The 17,974-nt window shown below is 68.4% G+C and carries 16 protein-coding genes and 3 pseudogenes; 18 read left to right on the top strand and 1 reads right to left on the bottom strand.

Features of this window, described 5'->3' with window-relative positions; genetic code table 11:
- Positions 1–86: pseudogene (locus tag ACZ4N5_RS30710) on the top strand (chitinase); the annotation flags it as partial.
- A 223-nt stretch (positions 87–309) separates the two neighbouring features.
- Entirely contained in the window at positions 310–1,062 is a 753-nt protein-coding gene (locus tag ACZ4N5_RS30705; protein WP_467760296.1) for a DUF899 domain-containing protein, read from the top strand.
- Between the two features lie 244 nt (positions 1,063–1,306).
- On the opposite strand, the gene ACZ4N5_RS30700 is transcribed toward ACZ4N5_RS30705, so the two are convergent.
- A complete protein-coding gene (locus ACZ4N5_RS30700; RefSeq protein ID WP_467760295.1) occupies positions 1,307–1,903 on the bottom strand; it encodes a GNAT family N-acetyltransferase in 597 nt (198 codons plus the stop codon).
- Between the two features lie 763 nt (positions 1,904–2,666).
- Here ACZ4N5_RS30700 and ACZ4N5_RS30695 point away from each other — a divergent pair.
- The 16 genes and pseudogenes from ACZ4N5_RS30695 (at position 2,667) to ACZ4N5_RS30620 (ending at position 17,564) form a co-directional block, all read left to right on the top strand.
- Complete coding sequence (locus tag ACZ4N5_RS30695; RefSeq protein WP_467760294.1) at positions 2,667–3,164, top strand: hypothetical protein; 498 nt, start codon at positions 2,667–2,669, stop codon at positions 3,162–3,164.
- A gap of 23 nt (positions 3,165–3,187) precedes the next feature.
- Positions 3,188–3,841, top strand: a complete 654-nt coding sequence (locus ACZ4N5_RS30690) for a hypothetical protein (RefSeq protein ID WP_467760293.1) — start codon at positions 3,188–3,190, stop codon at positions 3,839–3,841.
- Positions 3,842–3,908: 67 nt separating this feature from the next.
- The gene (locus ACZ4N5_RS30685; RefSeq protein WP_467760292.1) at positions 3,909–4,238 is read left to right on the top strand and encodes a hypothetical protein; all 330 of its coding nucleotides are present in this window, start codon (positions 3,909–3,911) and stop codon (positions 4,236–4,238) included.
- A complete protein-coding gene (locus ACZ4N5_RS30680; RefSeq protein WP_467760291.1) occupies positions 4,235–4,756 on the top strand; it encodes a 2-oxo acid dehydrogenase subunit E2 in 522 nt (173 codons plus the stop codon). The genes ACZ4N5_RS30685 and ACZ4N5_RS30680 overlap by 4 nt, the downstream gene beginning before the upstream one ends.
- 242 nt (positions 4,757–4,998) lie before the next feature.
- Positions 4,999–6,377: pseudogene (locus ACZ4N5_RS30675) on the top strand (IS1380 family transposase).
- Between the two features lie 759 nt (positions 6,378–7,136).
- On the top strand, positions 7,137–7,703 hold the full coding sequence (locus ACZ4N5_RS30670) for a thioredoxin family protein (RefSeq protein WP_467760290.1): 567 nt from the start codon (positions 7,137–7,139) through the stop codon (positions 7,701–7,703).
- Positions 7,694–8,239: a hypothetical protein gene (locus ACZ4N5_RS30665; protein ID WP_467760289.1), complete on the top strand. Its 546-nt coding sequence runs from the start codon at positions 7,694–7,696 to the stop codon at positions 8,237–8,239. Before ACZ4N5_RS30670 ends, ACZ4N5_RS30665 begins: the two co-directional genes overlap by 10 nt.
- A 280-nt stretch (positions 8,240–8,519) precedes the next feature.
- A complete protein-coding gene (locus tag ACZ4N5_RS30660; protein WP_467760288.1) occupies positions 8,520–9,791 on the top strand; it encodes a hypothetical protein in 1,272 nt (423 codons plus the stop codon).
- Positions 9,792–10,126: 335 nt separating this feature from the next.
- Positions 10,127–10,759 (top strand): nicotinamide riboside transporter PnuC, encoded by a 633-nt coding sequence (gene pnuC, locus ACZ4N5_RS30655; RefSeq protein WP_467760287.1) that lies wholly within the window; start codon positions 10,127–10,129, stop codon positions 10,757–10,759.
- Entirely contained in the window at positions 10,756–11,847 is a 1,092-nt protein-coding gene (locus ACZ4N5_RS30650) for an AAA family ATPase (RefSeq protein WP_467760286.1), read from the top strand. The genes pnuC and ACZ4N5_RS30650 overlap by 4 nt, the downstream gene beginning before the upstream one ends.
- The gene (locus ACZ4N5_RS30645; protein ID WP_467760285.1) at positions 11,844–12,590 is read left to right on the top strand and encodes an NUDIX hydrolase; all 747 of its coding nucleotides are present in this window, start codon (positions 11,844–11,846) and stop codon (positions 12,588–12,590) included. The genes ACZ4N5_RS30650 and ACZ4N5_RS30645 overlap by 4 nt, the downstream gene beginning before the upstream one ends.
- A 578-nt stretch (positions 12,591–13,168) precedes the next feature.
- Entirely contained in the window at positions 13,169–13,588 is a 420-nt protein-coding gene (locus tag ACZ4N5_RS30640) for an FKBP-type peptidyl-prolyl cis-trans isomerase (RefSeq protein ID WP_467760284.1), read from the top strand.
- 103 nt (positions 13,589–13,691) lie between these two features.
- A pseudogene (locus ACZ4N5_RS30635) lies at positions 13,692–13,907 on the top strand (transposase family protein); the annotation flags it as partial.
- 600 nt (positions 13,908–14,507) lie between these two features.
- The gene (locus ACZ4N5_RS30630) at positions 14,508–16,301 is read left to right on the top strand and encodes a phage tail sheath family protein (RefSeq protein WP_467760283.1); all 1,794 of its coding nucleotides are present in this window, start codon (positions 14,508–14,510) and stop codon (positions 16,299–16,301) included.
- A gap of 11 nt (positions 16,302–16,312) precedes the next feature.
- Entirely contained in the window at positions 16,313–16,837 is a 525-nt protein-coding gene (locus tag ACZ4N5_RS30625; protein ID WP_356785333.1) for a phage tail protein, read from the top strand.
- A 4-nt stretch (positions 16,838–16,841) separates the two neighbouring features.
- Positions 16,842–17,564, top strand: coding sequence for a T4 family baseplate hub assembly chaperone (locus ACZ4N5_RS30620; protein WP_467760282.1), 723 nt, complete (start codon positions 16,842–16,844; stop codon positions 17,562–17,564).
- Positions 17,565–17,974: the final 410 nt, after the last annotated feature.

Raw genomic sequence — 17,974 nt, 5'->3', positions numbered from 1 at the left:
CCGCACAGGTGCAGAGCCGCGTGGACGCCTACCAGCGCTTCACATCGATCCTCGGCGTCACGCCGGGAGCCAACCTCTACTGCTGACGGCCCGACTCAGACACGGCCAGGACTTGTCCGGCCGATCATGTGACTCCCTCGTGCCCGGGTCGATGTTGTGGGCATGGGGCGGGCGATCCGACGGATGCCGAGTGGGAACGGCTGTGGCCGTTCCCACCGGTCAGCAAGGGACGTTGTGCCCGGTGGCGGGATCAGCAGTCGGCTCGGACCCCGCCGATGAGTTTCGGTCGGCTGCCGGGTCAGTACGGGCATGACTGCTATGAACACGCCGCCGGTCGTCTCCCGCTCGGAGTGGCAGGCCGCACACGACACCCTGCGCGCCAGGGAGAAGGCGCACACCCGAGAGGGTGATGCGATCGCCGCCGCACGGCGACGGCTGCCCATGACCGAGGTCGACCCGTCGACGCCGCTCGTCGGAGGCAACGGAAAAGTTCCCCTGATCGACGTTTTCGACGGCCGTACCCAGCTGTTCGCGTCGTACCACATGTGGCACGAAGGCCGCCCCGCCGCCGACCAATGTGAAGGCTGCACCTTCTTCACCGGCCAGGTCCGCGAACTGTCCTATCTGCACCAGCGTGACGTCACCTTCGCCGCCTTCTGCCAGGGCCCCTATGAGGAGTCCGAACGCTACCGCCGTTTCATGGGCTGGGAGATTCCCTGGTACTCCGTACCCGCCGAGTCCCACGAACGGCTCCTCGCCGGCCGCCACTTCGGCATGAAGGCGTGCTACCTCCGCGACGGGGACCGCGTCTACGAGACGTACTGGACCACCGGCCGAGGGGTCGAGCCCATGGCGCCCTCCTACGGCATCCTCGACATGACCCTCTTCGGACGGCAGGAGACCTGGGAGGACTCCCCGGCAGGCTGGCCGCAGCCGTACGAGGCCCGCGGCGAGCAGTTCCGCAAGGACGGACGGCCAACCGCGCAGTGGGCACGGATCGCTGCCGGACACGACGACGACCTACAGGGCGGTCAGTCCAGCACAGGCAGCTCGGGCTGCTGAGGCTGAGCCCGGGCCCGACAGCAATAGCGGAACCACCGTTCGGAGACCACGGTGGGCACGACACGCGTGCCCACCGGGCTCCGCTCCCACCCGATCTCCCGCTCCTTGAAAAGACCACATGGGAGAAAGAACAACTCCGGCCGCTTTCAAGGCTCTGGCCGGAGTCCCGTGAACGACCTTCGGGGACTGGACAGACGCGTCTCGCAACAACCGGCAGCCTTACGGCTGTCCGGCTACCGCGAACTCAGCTCCCGCTACGGCAGTGAGAAGTTGCCTCCTGCCGATGCTGGTACCAGCATGCATCGATCTCACGCCCGTCGCCCAGGGTGAACCGTGCCGGTCCTGAGGCAGGGGTGAAACCCACGGCGGTGAGTGCTCCCCGACAAGCGGTGTTCGTCGGCTCCGCTCCGGCTCGTACGACTTCAAGGCCGAGATGACGGTGCCCGAGCTGGACGGCCGCGCGAAACAGCTCGCCGCCCAGTCCCTGCTGACGGTAGCCCGGAGCCAGCCAGCCACCGATCTCGCCAGTGTGCAGGTCCACGCTGGTGGCGCCCGCATATCTGCCGTCGTCCATATGCACGGCGGCCAGCCCAATGAAACGTTCGGAGTACTGCTCGATCTTCCTCATCATCTTGAAGCGATCGCGAGGCGCGAACCGGGACAGGTCGTCGTCCGCACGCATGTACAGAAACCACTCTCGCGTGTTTTCGTTCTGCACAAGTTCGTCAGTCCTGAACCCCAGCCAGCGCTGCGCCTCGGCGTCAGAGCCAGCTGCTGCAGGGGCCAGTACGTCCAGGGCAATGAGTGGCGTATAGAGCACCAGCCGCTCGCTGCGCAACACGTGCCGGCCCGCGCCGCACCTACCGCGCACAGGTGGATGAAGGGGTTCCGCGCGACGGCGAAACAGTCCCTGCCACATCATGCCCCGCCCCCAGGAAGAAGGTTGCTGAAGCGCTGCCCCAGCACCGCGCGACGGCCGAATATAGCTTGTCTCCGCAAGCGCTCCTTGGCCTGGGTATCGGTGACCCGGCCTCGCGCCGCCACGGTGCCCGGCGTGGCAGCGCAGTTCCACAGAGAGAGTTCTGCCGTGCCTTCTTTGGTGCGCTGCTCACATCGTCAGGGGCCTAGCCTCGGGCTTTCGCGAGGGGTGCCGTCCGGTAGCTGGTCGAGAAAGCAGAATGTGCCTTGAGCTGCAACGATAGGACTCGATGAGGGTCCTGAGAGCGGAGGCTGACTGAGTCGTTCGGCTTCCGCGTTCGAGGTGGATGGCGCCTGATCGCGATGCTTGCGCCGGAGTTCGGGCTGCCAGTCAGCTGAACCTTCAAACCATGATGGCGGCGCTGTGGTGATGTCCGCCCTCGAAGCCACCTCCGCCGCAGCGCAGCAGTCCGATGGCGCCACCGAGCCGGATGAGTAACTCTCGAAGTGTGCGCGAACACCGAGCCACGCTCAGGCCGGCCGCCGTCGCTTCCGCCGCGGTCGCCTTGGCGCTGCACGGCCTGGTTTTGCGGCCGAGGATGCTGACCTGGGGCGCGACTCGCGAAGAGGCTGCGCGTTCCTATCCCGGGGATGAGCTCATCCCCGGTGCCGACAGCAGCTCGACGATGGCCACGACCCTGCCCGCGCCGCCTTCGACGGTCTGGCGGTGGCTGGCGCAGATGGGCTGCGACCGCGGTGGCTGGTACAGCTGGGACCGGCTGGACAACGGTGGACGACCGAGCGCGGATCGCATGGTCCGCCATTGGCAGGGCCTGGAGCCGGGACAGCGGCTTGCCTCGGTGACCAGCGGCCGCGCCTGGTTCACCGTCGCGGCACTCGTACCGGAACGGACCCTTGTGCTGCGGGCCGACACGCGACTGCCGTCCGGCCGCCCCTTCGACACGCTCCGTGGACCCGCGCCGCTGGCGTTCGTCAGCTCGGTCTGGGGCTTCCACCTCGAACCGGTCGGCCCGGACACCCGCCTCATCGTCCGCACGCACGGTCGAAGCCGCCCGCGCGTGCTCACGAGGCCGATGGACTTGGTGTTCTGGGAACCCGCCCACTTCATCATGCAGACCCTCCAGTTCCACAACCTGAGCGCGCGGCTCGCCCGGGCTGCGTGACCACGTGCTCCCGGGAGGTTCCGATGAGTGCCGACTCGACCGCCGATCCCGCCGGTGCACCGCTGCTGCTGGACGGTGCGCTGCCCGAGTTCGGGTTCTCCCGCCTCGAATGCGTCGCGCTCGCCGCGGCACCGCCCGTCGCCTACGAGGCAGCCCGCGGGCTGGACCTGCTCACCATCCACTCCCCGCTCGTCAACGCGGCCATGGCGGCGCGCGGACTGCCTGAACGGCTCCTCGGCCGGTCCATGCCGACCCCGCCGTCCCTGCGGGTGGCCGACCTGTTCGACACCACCGGTGAAGCCTGGGAGGGCCAGCCCTGGGTGGCGCTGGGCGAGAATCCGGGACGTGAGCTTGTCTTCGGGGCGGTCGGGAAGCCGTGGCGGGCCTCCATCGAGTGGCGGCGGGTCGAACCGGAGCACTTCACGTCGTTCGACGAGGTCGGCTGGGCGAAGATGGCGGCCGCCTTTGTGGTCCATCCCTACGGCACCCAGCGGTCCCTGCTCACCTACGAGGCGCGCACCGCCTGCACCGACCCGGCATCCACCGCCCGCTTCGGCCGCTATTGGACGCTCGTCTCCCCCGGCGTCGGTGTCGTTCTGCGCGGGGCGCTCCGCGCGGTCAAGGCGGCTGCGGAACAGGGTTCTCGGCCCGCAGGGGCCCGGGACGGTGACGCGTGACGGTAGACCGCTGCCCGGGCTATGGCTCCGGGAGGTGGCGACGGAACCGACTGCAAGGAGCCGTTCGATGCGCAAGCACGGCATGACACCTGACGGCAGCCGCCGGGCGACGTCCCCCGCTGCTGCGGACCGGCCACGCGGGGTCGACGTCGGGCCCTTCCCGCCGAGTCGGCGGCTGGTGATCGCGGCCGTGCGGGCCGGTCGGCACATGGCGGCCATGCACAGCCTCGTCGATCGCGACGTCACGAGGTCGCGGAACTTGCTTGCGCGGTCCGCGGAACCGGTGTCGTTCACCGCGTTCGTCGTGGGGTCGGTCGCGCGGGCAGCTGCGGCGCACCGGCAGGTGCATGCTTACCGGAACTGGCACGGCTGGTCCGGCACCGCCATGCCGACGTGAACACGCTCGTGGAGGTCACGACACGGCAAGGCCTCTTCACTCTCCCGCATGTGCTGCATGATGCCGACATCCGCGATGTACAGGACCTCACGGCAGAACTGCGGGCCGCCAAGCGCGACTACGCCACGACGGACACGGGGCGTCTCCTTGATCGCTTCGGCACCACCATGACTCGCCTCCCCGGCCTCGTTCCGACGATGTACGCAGTGCTGGCCAGGTCCGTCCGGCTCCACCAGCTGACCGGGACGGTCGCGGTCACAGCGGTGGGAATGTTCGGCGCCGGCGGCGGGTTCGGCATTGCCCCGCCGAGTCTGATGCCTCTCCAGGTGGTCATCGGCGGTGCGACCCAGCGGCCCCGTGTCGTGGACGGACGGATCGAGGTCCGTGACGTGCTCGACCTGACGATCACCTTCGACCACAACGTGATCGACGGCGCACCCGCCGCCCGCTTCGTCGCGGAGCTGCGCCACCTCATCGAAGACGCCGAGGCGGTACGCACCCGCCGTCGGCACGAGTGATGGACACACGACTGGTACAGATGCGTAGGCCAAACGGAGTCACGGAACCACGCGGGGCCCCACCTCCTGTGTGATTGCCGCGATGCCAGCCCGCCCAACGATCCTCGGCGAACACTTGGCCTCGGGCTTTCGCGCGGGGTGCTGTCCGGTAGGTGGTCGAGAAAGCATAAAGTGCCCCTGAGCTGCAACGATAGGACTTGCTGAGGGTCCTGTGCCTGGTAGCGAAAGAGAGGCACTTCCCAGTGACGAAGAGTGGCGGGTTGTACCCGCGTGCCCGTGTCAAGTGTGGGGGCCGCGGGGTGGTTGCCCAGGCCGGCTCGATCCTTCTGCTCGAGACGGTCCGCAAGTCCGGCCTGGACACCGCGATATCAGCGGCAATGGCACCGTGGCGCAAGCCGCGTACCGTGCACGATCCGGGCAAGACCCTGTTGGATGTGGCCCTGGCCGTCGCGCTCGGCGGCGACTGTCTGGCCGACGTTGGCATGCTGCGGGCCGAGCCGGGTGTGTTCGGCCCGGTGGCCTCCGATCCGACCGTCTCCCGCCTCGTCGACGCTCTCGCCGCGTCCGGCCCGAAAGCTCTTGCAGCGATCCGCGGCGCACGTTCCGAAGTGCGGACGCGTGTCTGGGAGCTGGCCTGGGCAGGCAGCCCGGCCGCCGACGGCCAGGTGATTGTGGACATCGACGGATTGCTGGTGCTCTCACACTCCGAGAAGCAGGACGCCGCCCCGACCTGGAGGAAGACCTTCGGCCACCACCCGCTCGTCGCGTTCGTCGACCAGGCCAAGCCGGGTCCGGGGAGCCGGTGGCCGCCCTGCTGCGGCCCGGCAACGCCGGTTCCAACACCGCCTCCGACCACATCGAAACCACCCGGCTCGCCCTGGCACAACTGCCCAAGCATCTGCGGCGGGGACGAGAGACGCTGATCCGGACCGACTCCCGCGGCGGCACCCACACCTCCCTCGACTGGCTCTCCAGGCGCGGCCGGTGGCTGTCGTATTCCGTCGGAATGACCATCACCGACACCGTCCACCAGGCCGTGCTGAAGATCCCGAAGAAGGCGTGGACGCCGGCCTACTACGCGGGCGGCACCGAACGGCGCGGCGCCTGGGTCGCAGAGATCACCGGCATTTCCGACCTGAGCACCTGGCCGAAAGGCATGCGGTTGATCGTCCGCAAGGAACGGCCACACCCCGGCGCCCAGTTGCGCTTCACCGACCTCGACGGCAACCGGCTCACCTGCTTCGCCACCAACACCAAAGGCGGCCAACTCGCCGGCCTGGAACTGCGCCACCGCCGACGGGCCCGCTGCGAAGACCGCATCCGCACCGCCCGCGACACCGGCCTGCGCAACCTGCCCCTGCACGACACCGCACAAAACCAGATCTGGCTGGAGATCGTCTCCCTCGCACTCGACCTCCTCGCCTGGCTGCCGATGCTCGCCCTGACCGGCGACACCCGCCGCTGAGAGCCCAAGAAGCTCCGCTTGCGGCTGTTCTCCGCCGCAGCCCAGCTCGTGCACACCGGCCGCCGCCGCTGGCTCCGCATGCCTGCCCGATGGCCCTGGACTGACGTCATCACCCACGCAATCGACAGGCTCCACTCCCTGCCGAACCCCGGCTGACCAGCCACGTCAGCCGTCCCGACAACCCGCACCACCACACCGGTGATGTGGAACCCGGCGCCCACCCGACGCGACAGCCGGGCTCTCAACCTGCCTCAGCCCCGAAAGACCGCACCACACAAACACAGAGCCCCCGTCAGCGAACCAACGGAGACTCATGAACGATCGAGGCTGGAGAAGCAAGGAGCGCCAGGACTGTCCATGCCGTCAGTCAGCAGGCCACATTTCCTGAATGGCCTGACGCGTCACGCCAAGCCCCCGCGCCGATGTCGGCCTGCGGCACGCCCTAGTCGATACGCCCGTCATCAAATCACGTCGCTCGGCCGCGAACTGACTGACCGAAGGCCCATCCCCCGCGCTTTCGGACCGTCCCCCATTTGCGTCCTGAGATGGGGGATCTCACACGCCCAACAGCTCGCCAAAACCCGTATTTTCACAGGTTACTTGAGCGCGAAAAACCATGGCGGGGGTTTCGCACTGCAGGCTCGCTCGACAACCCCTGCTTGTGCTGGGTGTGGCCCTGCTTCGTACGGGCGTCGACGGGACCGGGCTCACCTTCGCCTCGCGGATCGAAGAGGCGGAACAGCCTGTGTGCTTGGACTGCTATGGGTGGTCACGGGGGACCCGGAGGACGGCGGCCGACCTACCAGTCCGTGTGCGAAACTACGCGCGCATCTGCCGCTTTCCGGTACAACACCCGGGACACCAGCGGCGCCCGCACATGCGACGGGTTCCGAGGAAAGAACGACAAGGAGTCACATGAGACGCCCCCTGCTTCCCGCGGCACTGGCGCTGGCCGCACTCGCCCTGCCGGCACTCAGCGGCTGTGACAGCGAGGCCATAACCTCCCACGGGACCACTGACGGCGTCTCGGCAGCACCTGCCACGAAGTCGGCGCCACCGGACACGACTTCGCGGGTACCCTCGGCGGCAACGGGCGCCCCAGGCTACAATCCGAAGGCGGATGCCGCGGCCGACATAGCGGCCGCTCTCAAGGCAGCGAAGCAGGACGGCCGTCCGGTGCTCGTCGACTTCGGCGCCGACTGGTGCCTGGACTGCCGTGTCCTGAGCGCCCGGTTCACGGAGTCCGGACCGTCCGCCCTACTGGCCAAGTACCACGTAGTGAAGGTGGACGTCGGCGAGTTCGACCACAACCTGAAGGTGGCCGAACGCTACGTCGACCTGCACACGAGCGGCATACCTGCCCTGACCGTCCTGGACTCCAAGTCCGGCCGGATCGAAGTGGCCACGAACCGGGGCGAGTTCGCCAACGCCCGCACCATGCCGGCCGCGCAGGTCGAGGAGTTCCTGAAGCGATGGCCGTAGCCGTTCGGCTCAAGGGCCGCCGTTCGAGGGTTGGCTGCGCGCTCGTAGCGGCCGCCGCTGCCGTACTCGCCGGGTGCGCAGGTCCGGGAGAGAGCAGGACCACGGCGAAAGCCGCCCCCTTCACGGTCGGCGGGGTGGCCGTCACAGTGCGGGCGGAATCCCGCGACGGCAGCCTGCTGATCCTCGCGGAGCTGCGGCCGGAGCAGAGGGGTTTTCACCTCTACAGCCTCACCCTGCCGAACGGCGGAGTCGACGGGATCGGCATACCGACCCGTATCCGTGCCGAAGGCGGCCTGAGGGCCACCGGCCCGGCGACCACCCACGCGAAGCCGCGAGTGCTGCGCCCGGCCGGCCTCGACGTCAGCCTGCCGGTCTACGAGGACGGACCGATAACCCTCGAACTTCCGGCCCGGCGGGTCGAAGGCGCCGACAGCGCGAGGGTGTTCCTCACGTACGGAGCGTGCAGCGAGACCGCCGGCTGCCTGCCACCCGTACGCGACCACGAGGTACCTCTGCGGCTGAGCTCGGCGGGCTGAGAACTCGTCAGGCCTGTCTCTCCACGGAGCGGTTCCGAGCGTTCACGGCCCGGGAGCGTGGCCCGGAGCACGGCCCCAGAAGAAGATCACGGCGCCTTTGGGAATCAGCCCGGACACTCACCGGTCCCGAGCAAGAGCATTCAGCAAAGGTGCGCCAACTGTAATGTTTCGATAGCTTCCCGACGCCCGTCCGCGAGAGGGCCCCAGCGAACCGTAGCGAGTTCTAGGCTTACTGCTTTGTCGTGGGCGGGTAAGCCGACACCAGCATCGGGGGGCATCGATGAGTGCTGCGACACCGTCGGAAGACAGCGTGGATGTTTCAGGTCCGAACCATTCCACGAAGGACGAACTCAAGGATCATCTCCCCACTCTCGCTGTCGATGCCGGCACAGGCGACCGCCTGCAAGCAGCGCTGAGCGTCGTGTCCGGCCGCGCGCGACCTCCTGACAAGGAGCAAGAGCAGTGGCAACTGATCAGTTCCATTGCCGGAGCTGCACTCCTGCTCGTCGCGGCCGCAGTGGCCTACTGGGAAATCCACCTTTCCCATCCGGCCGACTGGGGGAAGCTGGTCCCCATGCTCCTCCCGCCCAGTTTCCTGACCGGCGGACGTGTGTTCAGCAACGAGGCCGGCGTACGGGTCGGCCGATTTGAGTTCACCACCTGGCACGTATCCGCCGGCATGTCCCGTTCCGTGAGGGCTAAAGAACGTCTCGAGCCATATGAGATCGATGGGAATCCCGCATTGGGCTGCATCCTGTCGCTCGGAACGCTTTCGTTCATGACGCTTTTTGTCGTGGTCGTGTACACGGGACTCACCACACCCATTCACCATTTTCCGGCCTACTACCTGTCCCTGGTGATGACGCTTTTCGTCCTCGGGATCCTCATCGGCTTGGCAGAGCAGCTCATCCTGATTCGCTGCTACCGCCGCTGGTTCATCCGTCGCGCGCACTGGGGCGACCTCCTGGTCTGGAACCTCCTTGACGCTGCCGTGAGCATGGGTGGCCCCATCCGCGAGGGCGCATTCTCGATCTCCCGGGTGCGCAGGCCGCGGGCCACGCTCCTGACGGCTGCACGACGGATCGAAACCGACCCCATCTGTGCTGCCTCAACGCCTTGGTGGGACAGAAAGGGTCGCGCCGAGGCACGCAGCGACCACCGCAGAATCGCCGCCCTGGTCCGGAGGCACGCCGACGCCACACTCCACGCACGCAGTTCCGCCGAATTCAACAGGATCCGCGATTCTCTGCTCGCAGGACTGCTCGCGGCATGCTCGGCCGAGGACTGGCCGGCCCTGCTGACACACGCCCCCGAGGTGAGACCAAAGCGTCTGTGGGCCGGAACTGTCAGGAAACTGGTTCCGGCAGCGCTCCTGGCGGCGGTCGGCCTTGCACTCCCTTATGTACCGGGGCTCGATGGAGCGGAAGCCTTCAGGCTGCCGTTGTTGCTGACCGCGCTCGTCGCGCTGCTTTCACAGTCAGATGCCGCCCGCGACGTGATCAAAGACGCGGCAGGCAAAGGGATGTGGGAAGGCCTCATCAAGAAGGATTGACCCTGTCCGACGAATCTTCCGGCCCCGGGCGGCAGCCCGCTGCGAACACGGCATCAGCTCTGCCGTATCTCTGATGCGCAAACAACCCTAAGATCCGCACCTTGCGCGGTATCCGGCACGTCATCCCGGAGGTGGAACGCGCGGTCGTCGGCCCTTCGCTTGACGACCGCTCCCGGCCCCAACTCCAAGCCCACCCGATCGTCGACAGCGGAACCCCGCTCGCCGTCACGTCACCGGCAGCGATCAACACGACGTCACCCATGTGCGGTGACGCGGCGGCACCTCAGGCGCCACGGGCTTCTCCCTTGTCTTCCACCCGCCAGCTATTTATAGTCATGGCGACTATTAAGGAGTCGCCTGTGAACTGGAACCTCAGCTGGACCGAAGCGCTCGGCTTCGCCACCGGCGCCGTCTGCGTCTGGCTGGTGGCCCGTCAGCACATCGCCAACTGGCCCGTCGGCATCGCCAACAACGTCTTCTTCATCGTGCTCTTCCTCCAGGCCGGCCTGTACGCCGACGCCGGCCTCCAGGTCGTCTTCATCGCGCTGGCCGCCTACGGCTGGTGGATCTGGGCCCGCGGCGGCGGACGGGGCACCGCCGACGCCCTGCCGGTGCGCCGCACCACCGGTGTCGAATGGGCCTGGCTCGCTGCTGCCGGAGTGCTGGGCACCGCCGCCCTCACCCTGCTGCTGGACCGGGCCACCGACTCCACCGTCCCCTTCTGGGACGCGCTCACCACCGCCCTCTCTCTGACAGCCACCTACGGACAGTGCCGCAAGCTGCTTGAGTCCTGGTGGCTGTGGATCGCCGCCGACCTGATCTACATCCCTCTGTACGCCTACAAGGGCCTGTACTTGACCTCTCTGCTGTACGCCGGCTTCCTCGCCCTGTGCGTGGTCGGCCTCCTCGGCTGGCGGCGCACCCTTGCGTCCGCCAGCCCCCGCCAGGCCACGGCGGTGACGGCGTGAGCGCAACCGCCCGCCTGTACCGGCACGGCCTGGTGCTCGGCAAGTTCTATCCGCCGCACGCCGGCCACCACCACCTCGTCCGCACCGCCCTCGCGCAGTGCGACCGGCTGACCGTCCTGGTCTGCGCCGCCTCCGTGGAGTCGGTGCCGCTCGCCGACCGGGTCGTGTGGATGCGCGAGGCCCACCCAGGGGCCGTCATCGTCGGCGCCGTCGACGACCACCCGGTCGACCTGCACGACCCCGCGATATGGGACGCCCACATGACGGTCTTCCGCACGGCCGTCCCGGAACCTGTGGACGCCGTGTTCACCTCCGAGTCCTACGGCACCGAATTGGCCCGTCGGTTCGGTGCGGCCGAGGTCCGCGTGGACCCCGACCGCACCACGTACCCCGTCTCCGGCACGGCCGTACGCAAGGACCCGGTGGGCTGCTGGGAATTCCTCGGCCCGGGCGTGCGCGGCGCCCTCGCCCGGCGCGTGGTCGTCCTCGGCGCCGAGTCCACCGGCACCACCACCCTCTCCCGGGCGCTGGCCGCCCACTACCGCGCGCGCGGCGGCATCTGGACGGACACCGGCTGGGTGCCCGAATACGGGCGCGCGTACAGCGAGGAGAAACTCGCCGCTCTGAGGGCCGCCGACCCCGGAGCCGGCTGGGCGGAGGCCGAGTTCACCTCCGAGGAGTTCCCCGTCATCGCCCGCCGCCAGGACGCCGACGAACAGCGGGCAGCCCGTGGCGGCTCCCCCGTGCTCTTCTGCGACACCGACTCCTTCGCCACCACGATCTGGCACGAGCGCTACCTCGGAGCGCCCAGCCCCGAGGTGGCGGCCGTCGCCGCCCGCACCCCGCGCCACCTGTACCTGCTCACCGACCACGAGGGTGTGCCCTTCGAGGACGACGGCCTGCGCGACGGCCCGCATCTGCGCCCGTGGATGACCGGCCGGTTCCGGGAGCAACTGGAGCGCACCGGCCGCCGGTTCCTGCTGGTCACCGGCAGCCCCGAAGAGCGGCTGCGCACCGCCGTTGCGGCGGTGGACGGCCTGCTCGCCGAGGGCTGGCACTTCACCGACCCGCTCCCGGAACACCGGTGACGGCCGCCGCGCCGTACGACCCGTCAGCGTACGACCCGTCCGCGTACGAGCCGTTCGCGGTGACCGTCGACCTCGCCGTGCTCACCGTGCGCGCCGCTGCTCTGCATGTGCTGTTGATCCGGCGCGGCCAGGAGCCGTACGCGGGCGCCTGGGCGCTGCCCGGCAGCTTCCTGCTGCCCCGCGAGTCGGCCGAGGAGGCCTCCCGCCGCGAACTCGCCGAGGAGACCGGCCTGCCGGAGTCGCTGCTCGACGGCCTCCACCTGGAGCAGGTGCGCACCTACAGCGACCCGGACCGCGATCCCCGGATGCGGGTGGTCTCCGTGGCCTTCGCCGCATTGGTTCCCGATCTACCCGAACCCGCGGCCGGCGGCGACGCCGCCCAGGCCCAGTGGGTGCCGCTCGCCGAGGCCGAGGTCGCCGCCCTCGCCTTCGACCACGACCGCATCCTCGCCGATGCCCGCGAACAGGTCCAGGCCAGGCTGGAGTACACCTGCCTGGCCACCGCCTTCTGCCCGCCCGAGTTCACCCTCGGCGAGTTGCAAGCCGTCTACGAAACCGTCTGGGACACCGCCCTCGACCGCCCCAACTTCCGCCGCAAGGTGCTCGCCGCCCCCGGCTTCGTGCAGGCCGTCCCCGGCGGCGCCCGCCTCACTGGCGGCCGCGGCAAACCCGCCGCGCTCTACCGCGCCGGCCCGGCCACCGCCCTGCACCCGCCCCTGCTCCGGCCGGAACGCCCCCAGTAGCCGCCGCCCCGACCAGCGTCCCGTCGCCGGGCCCGCTCTGAACGTCCAGGTGACCGAAGCGACGCACACCAGCGCGGTGCGGCGCCCAGCCAGATCCTCTGCAGTAGCAGCCCGGGTTCCTGAACCACGCTCGGCGTTCTGGTTCCCCGAAAGAAGCGGCACGTGAGTAGCGCGGTCACAACCCTGGCTATGCGCCTTGGCTCTGGTCCTCTTCTTGTGGTCGGGCGAGCCTCAGTCACGCTGACAGGACTCGTCTGCGAAGGAGCTCGAACCCCGCGCCGTCGCAAAGCTGGCGCTGGAGCCCTGGACTGGGCCCGGACGGCCGCCATAGCGCTCGGCGGTTGGCCGAATGCGCCGGTCGCGCACCGATCGGTCCTTGACCCGCCTCCGGGGCCCGGGCACCCTCCCCCGGCGCCCGCGTTGGTGCCGGCTTCCCCGGACGCGAGAGCCGTGTGCCGTGGCACGGGGTGCACCTCGGAGCATGGGCATTGCCGGTAGCGTGATCGCCTGCCGCATGGAATGTCCATGTGTCCGGCCGGCCCGTGCGAGGGATTCCGGTGGCGAGCGATGGGACCGCGATGAGCGAACTGACGAAGCCCGGAATCGAGGTTCCGGACGGTGACGCACCCACCGAGCTGACGATCCGGGACCTCGTGATTGGGGACGGACCCGAGGCGCAGCCGGGCAGGGTCGTCCAGGTTCACTATGTAGGGGTCACGTTCGCGTCCGGAAGAGAGTTCGACTCCTCCTGGGAGCGGGGCAGCCCGTTCAAGTTCGCCGTGGGCGGTGGCAGGGTCATCAAGGGCTGGGACCGGGGAGTAAGAGGAATGAAGGTCGGCGGTCGGCGCGAGATCATCGTTCCCCCGCGTCTCGGTTACGGCAAGCAGTCACCCTCTCCGTTGATCCCGGCGGGCTCGACGCTGATCTTCGTCGTGGACCTGCTCACGGTCGTGGGCGGGCCCGCCGGAGCGAGGCCCGGGTCGACCGGCTCGGCCTGAACCCGGCGCTCCTGAGAGGCCGGAGACACCCGGACATCTGCACTCCTCGGCAGACACCTCCTCAACCCCGGGCGCGCGCGACGACGGCCCGTCACGGGCGCCAGGCACCTGGGTCACCACCGGCCCCAAACGGCCACCAGGCGGAGAGCTGACCCCGACCCAGCACACCGTCAACCGGTCCCTTGCCCAAGCCAGGGCTCCGGTCGAACGCGCCATGGCACAGCTGAAGTCCTGGCAGATCTTCCGCAGATCCCACATCAGCCCCAACCGCATGACCGTCATCGCCAAAGCCGTCCTCACCCTGGAGAGGCAACGCTGAAAACGCTCACTGGAACGGATTCGCGAGCTGGGATTCCATCCATGACGACATCTCTAGTGACCGCCCAAAATCGTTCCGGCGCACTGCGGGATGTAGATCGGTCAGCGATCGCCCAATGGTGACGACCTCGTTGATTGCGTCGAGAGATTCCTCGTGCCGCCCCAGGGCGGCGAGCGTGTGCTCTTGTCGCCGCTGTGAACGCCTTCTGGCGTGACGTCATGACACGGACGGTACGGCGCGGTTACTGGCATGGCTGCCGATGCTCACGATTCACCCGCCGTCGGCCTTTGGCCAGACCTGATCGCCGGCGCGGCCCGCTGGCTCGACGCCCTCCCAAATCCGGCTGTCCTGTCCGTGCAGCGGCCAAGGCAGGCGCCCGCTCGTAGGTGGGGCGGCTGATCAGCCCCAAGCCATCACTCCATCGAAGGAGAGACCCCTCTCCTGCACCCCACCCGCCGCACAGTCTGCCTACGCTGCGTAAAAGATCTTCGAACAGCGTCATTCACCGTCCGCTGCCTGCGCGGCCGCCTCGGCTTGCCGGAGACGGTCGGCAGATGCCCGGGGCAGGCGGCGTATCCGGGCTGGAGAAAAGAGGCTTCCATGCCTGTGAGCCCCACCTTTCCCGGCGTCTACATCGATGAGGTCAAGAGCGCGGTCCGGACCATCACCGGAGTCCCGACCGCTGTCGCCGCGTTCGTCGGATACGCGCCCCGCGGGCCGGTGGACCGGCCGGTGCACATCACCAGTTGGGCGGACTACGAGAGCGTTTTTGGCGGCCTGCACTCGGACAGTCCTCTGAGCTACGCCGTCTACCAGTTCTACATGAACGGTGGCAGCGAGGCAGAGATCGTCAGGGTCGTGGGCACCACCGAATGCGTGGTGCTCCCCATCGGTCGCTCACAGGGGGCAGATGTCAGTGCTCCCGCCCCGGCTCACGCTCCCCAATCCGACTCCGACTCCGACTCCGACTCCGAGTCCGAGTCCGAGTCCGAGTCCACCAAGGCGGTTGCCAAGACCCGGGCAGCCAACTCCTCCCTCAGCGGCGTCACCGGCGGGCCTGTCCTCGTGGCCGCCAGCCCTGGTTCGTGGGCGCGGAATCTGCGCTCCCGGGTCGACTACGACACCTCGGAAGGCCTGAACCAGGATCCGGAGAAGCGCAAGCTGTACAACTTGACGATCCGGGACACCGGCACCGGCGCGGAGGAGAGGTACCTCAACGTCAGCATCGAGATGGACAGCCCCCGCAGTCTCGAACACCTGCTGGCCACCTCCCAGCTGGTCAAGCCGGACCCAGACCACTCCATCCACGAGCTGCCCATCGCGAACGACACGCCGGAGACGCCCCACACCGACCCCATGGCCGATCCCGAGAAGCCAGACGAAGCCAAGGAATACTTCCGCACCCCGGGCCAAGCCGGCTCCCCCGACGACGTCATGCCAACAGGGGATAGTTACAGGTATTCCCAAGGCGAGAACGACAAGACAGGCCTCTTCCAACTACTGAAGACAGAGATCTTCAATCTGCTATGTCTGCCCGGCTGCCACCGCCATCTCGCCGGCCAGGACGGAGCGGTGAAAGGACTTCTGGAACAGGCGCTGAAACTTTGCGTCGACCGACGTGCCATCCTGCTGGTGGATCCGCCCAAGAACTGGACCGACCGATCCGGGGGCGCCGCGCCGTCGCTCGACTGGGTCGCGGACTTCGCGAAGAACGGCCACCCGTCCCTGCCCAACGGTGAGCCCACGAAGAACGCCGCACTCTACTTTCCGCAGATCGTCGCACCCGACCCGCTGCGCGAAGGCGCGCTGATGCCGTTCCCGCCCTGCGGGGTCATGGCCGGCGTTCTTGCGCGGACCGATGTGCAACGCGGCGTGTGGAAGGCCGCGGCGGGCACGGACGCCTCGCTCAACGGCGTCAGCGAGTTGGAAGTGCCGCTCACCGACCTGGAGAACGGTCGGCTCAACCCTCTTGGCATCAACTGCCTGCGCCGGCTGCCGGCCGTGGGACCGGTGGCCTGGGGTGCGCGCACCATGCGGGGAGCGGACCGGCTCGCCGACGAATGGAAGTACCTACCGGTGCGCCGACTTGCCCTGTTCGTCGAGGAGAGTCTCTTCCGCGGGACCCAGTGGGTGGTATTCGAGCCCAACGACGAGCCGCTGTGGGCGTCGATCCGGCTGAACGTCGGATCGTTCATGAACTCGCTGTTCCGTGCGGGTGCCTTCCAGGGACGGACGCCCCAGGAGGCGTATCTGGTCAAGTGCGACCGGGAGAACAACCCGCAGAACGACATCGACCGCGGAATCGTCAACGTCCAGGTCGGCTTCGCCCCGCTGAAGCCGGCTGAATTCGTGATCGTCCATATTCAACAACTGGCCGGGCAGATCCAGGTCTAGGAGGACGGCTGATGCCGCAAATCACGCGCCGGGACCCTTTCAAGAACTTCCGGTTCCGGGTGAAGTTCAGTGGATCCACCGAGTACATCGCGGGAATCAGCAAGGTCAGCGGGCTGAAACGGACCACCGAGGTCATCAAACACCGTGACGGCGGCGATCCGGGAAGCAGCCACAAGCTTCCCGGCCGAACCGAATACGAGGCCATCACCCTGGAGCGCGGCTGCACCATCGACACAGCCTTCGAGGAATGGGCCAACCGAGTGTGGAGCCTGCGGAACTCGGCGGGGGGCCTGGAGACCTCCCTCAAGGACTTCCGCCGCGACCTGATCATCGATGTGTTCGACGAGGGCGGTCAGCAAGTGCTCTCGTACTCCGTCCACGACTGCTGGGTCTCGGAGTACCAGGGTCTGCCGGATCTCGACGCCAACGCCAACGGCGTCGCCTTCGAGCACATCAAGCTGGAGCACCACGGTTGGGTTCGGGAGCGCACGAACCCGCCACAGCAGCCGCAGTTCAGTGACACGGCGTCGGGATGACCCGATGAGGCCGGAACTGACCGAGACACAATTGCTCGGCTTGTGGGAAACCGGGGACGGGCAGGCGTCGCCTGTCCGCGCTCTCCTGCTGGCCGCGGCAGCGGCGCCGCCCGGCGAAGCAGTCGCCGATCTCACCCTGGCCGACCTGAACGCGCTGCTGCTCGACCTGCGCGAGGGATCCTTCGGTTCCGCCCTGCCATGTGCTGCCGACTGCCCGGACTGCGACGAGCCTCTCGAGGTCTCGGTCACCACGGACGAGCTGCGAGTGCCCGGGAGGCTGAACCTGCCGGGCCCGAGGCGTGATCCGGCCACACTGCTGGCCGAGGGGTACGAGGTCACGTACCGCGCACTCACCGGACGAGACCTGCTGACTGTCGACCCCGCTTCCCCCGGGGCCCGCCGTACTTTGCTCAGCCGCTGCGTTATCGGCACGAACCCTGCGGCGGACGTCCTGCCGGAAGGGGTCCTCGAAACGGTGGCGCAACGCCTCGCCGACCTCGATCCGGGCGCCGACACTGTCCTCCCGCTCACCTGTCCGTACTGCCGCCACACCTGGACCGCGGCACTCGACGTCGCCGACTATCTGTGGGCGGAGGTCGAGGGGTATGCGCGTCGGCTCCTCCATGAAGTGCACACGCTCGCCCGTGTGTACGGCTGGTCGGAGTCCGATGTCCTGGCTGTGAGCCCGGCCCGGCGCCGGTTCTACCTGGAGGCGACGGCCGGATGAGCGACTTCGTCGGCCGACTGCTGCGGGAGCCTGGACCAAGGCTGCGGCCCCTGTTGCCAAACATGTTCGACGCGGCCGCACCACGCCTGCAAACGGACACCGATTCCGTTCCTCCGGTGTCCGCGGAAAAGCACTCTCCGGCACTTGCCGGACGGGAGCCACATGCCTCGACCCCGCCGGGGCCAGGGCCAGGGCCACAGCACGAACCCGATACGGCGCCGGAGCCACGGCCGGGTCAGGAGCCCGAATCAAGGACGACCGCACCGGATCCGGAGCAGGGGCCACGGACTGCGACGGCAGACGGTACGACGCCTGGCCGGCCCCTGCCCCGGGCAGCGGCCGGGACAAGAGACGTGGCCCAGGCCCTCCTCGGCCCCGGCCTGCACACCGACAGCCCTCGGGCGGACATC

The sequence above is a fragment of the Streptomyces sp. NPDC026500 genome (genome assembly GCF_055567635.1).
Note: the sequence above shows the minus strand (reverse complement) of the source record. Positions and strands in the feature narration are given on the sequence as shown.

Excerpts from the sequence above, each read along its gene's own strand:
- ACZ4N5_RS30670 (WP_467760290.1), top strand. The coding sequence starts at position 7,137 with ATGAGACGCCCCCTGCTTCCCGCGGCACTGGCGCTGGCCGCACTCGCC.
- ACZ4N5_RS30690 (WP_467760293.1), top strand. The coding sequence starts at position 3,188 with ATGAGTGCCGACTCGACCGCCGATCCCGCCGGTGCACCGCTGCTGCTG.
- ACZ4N5_RS30625 (WP_356785333.1), top strand. The coding sequence starts at position 16,313 with ATGCCGCAAATCACGCGCCGGGACCCTTTCAAGAACTTCCGGTTCCGG.
- ACZ4N5_RS30630 (WP_467760283.1), top strand. The coding sequence starts at position 14,508 with ATGCCTGTGAGCCCCACCTTTCCCGGCGTCTACATCGATGAGGTCAAG.
- ACZ4N5_RS30695 (WP_467760294.1), top strand. The coding sequence starts at position 2,667 with ATGGCCACGACCCTGCCCGCGCCGCCTTCGACGGTCTGGCGGTGGCTG.
- ACZ4N5_RS30665 (WP_467760289.1), top strand. The coding sequence starts at position 7,694 with ATGGCCGTAGCCGTTCGGCTCAAGGGCCGCCGTTCGAGGGTTGGCTGC.
- ACZ4N5_RS30685 (WP_467760292.1), top strand. The coding sequence starts at position 3,909 with ATGCGCAAGCACGGCATGACACCTGACGGCAGCCGCCGGGCGACGTCC.
- ACZ4N5_RS30620 (WP_467760282.1), top strand. The coding sequence starts at position 16,842 with ATGAGGCCGGAACTGACCGAGACACAATTGCTCGGCTTGTGGGAAACC.
- ACZ4N5_RS30640 (WP_467760284.1), top strand. The coding sequence starts at position 13,169 with ATGAGCGAACTGACGAAGCCCGGAATCGAGGTTCCGGACGGTGACGCA.
- ACZ4N5_RS30705 (WP_467760296.1), top strand. The coding sequence starts at position 310 with ATGACTGCTATGAACACGCCGCCGGTCGTCTCCCGCTCGGAGTGGCAG.
- pnuC (WP_467760287.1), top strand. The coding sequence starts at position 10,127 with ATGGCGACTATTAAGGAGTCGCCTGTGAACTGGAACCTCAGCTGGACC.
- ACZ4N5_RS30660 (WP_467760288.1), top strand. The coding sequence starts at position 8,520 with ATGAGTGCTGCGACACCGTCGGAAGACAGCGTGGATGTTTCAGGTCCG.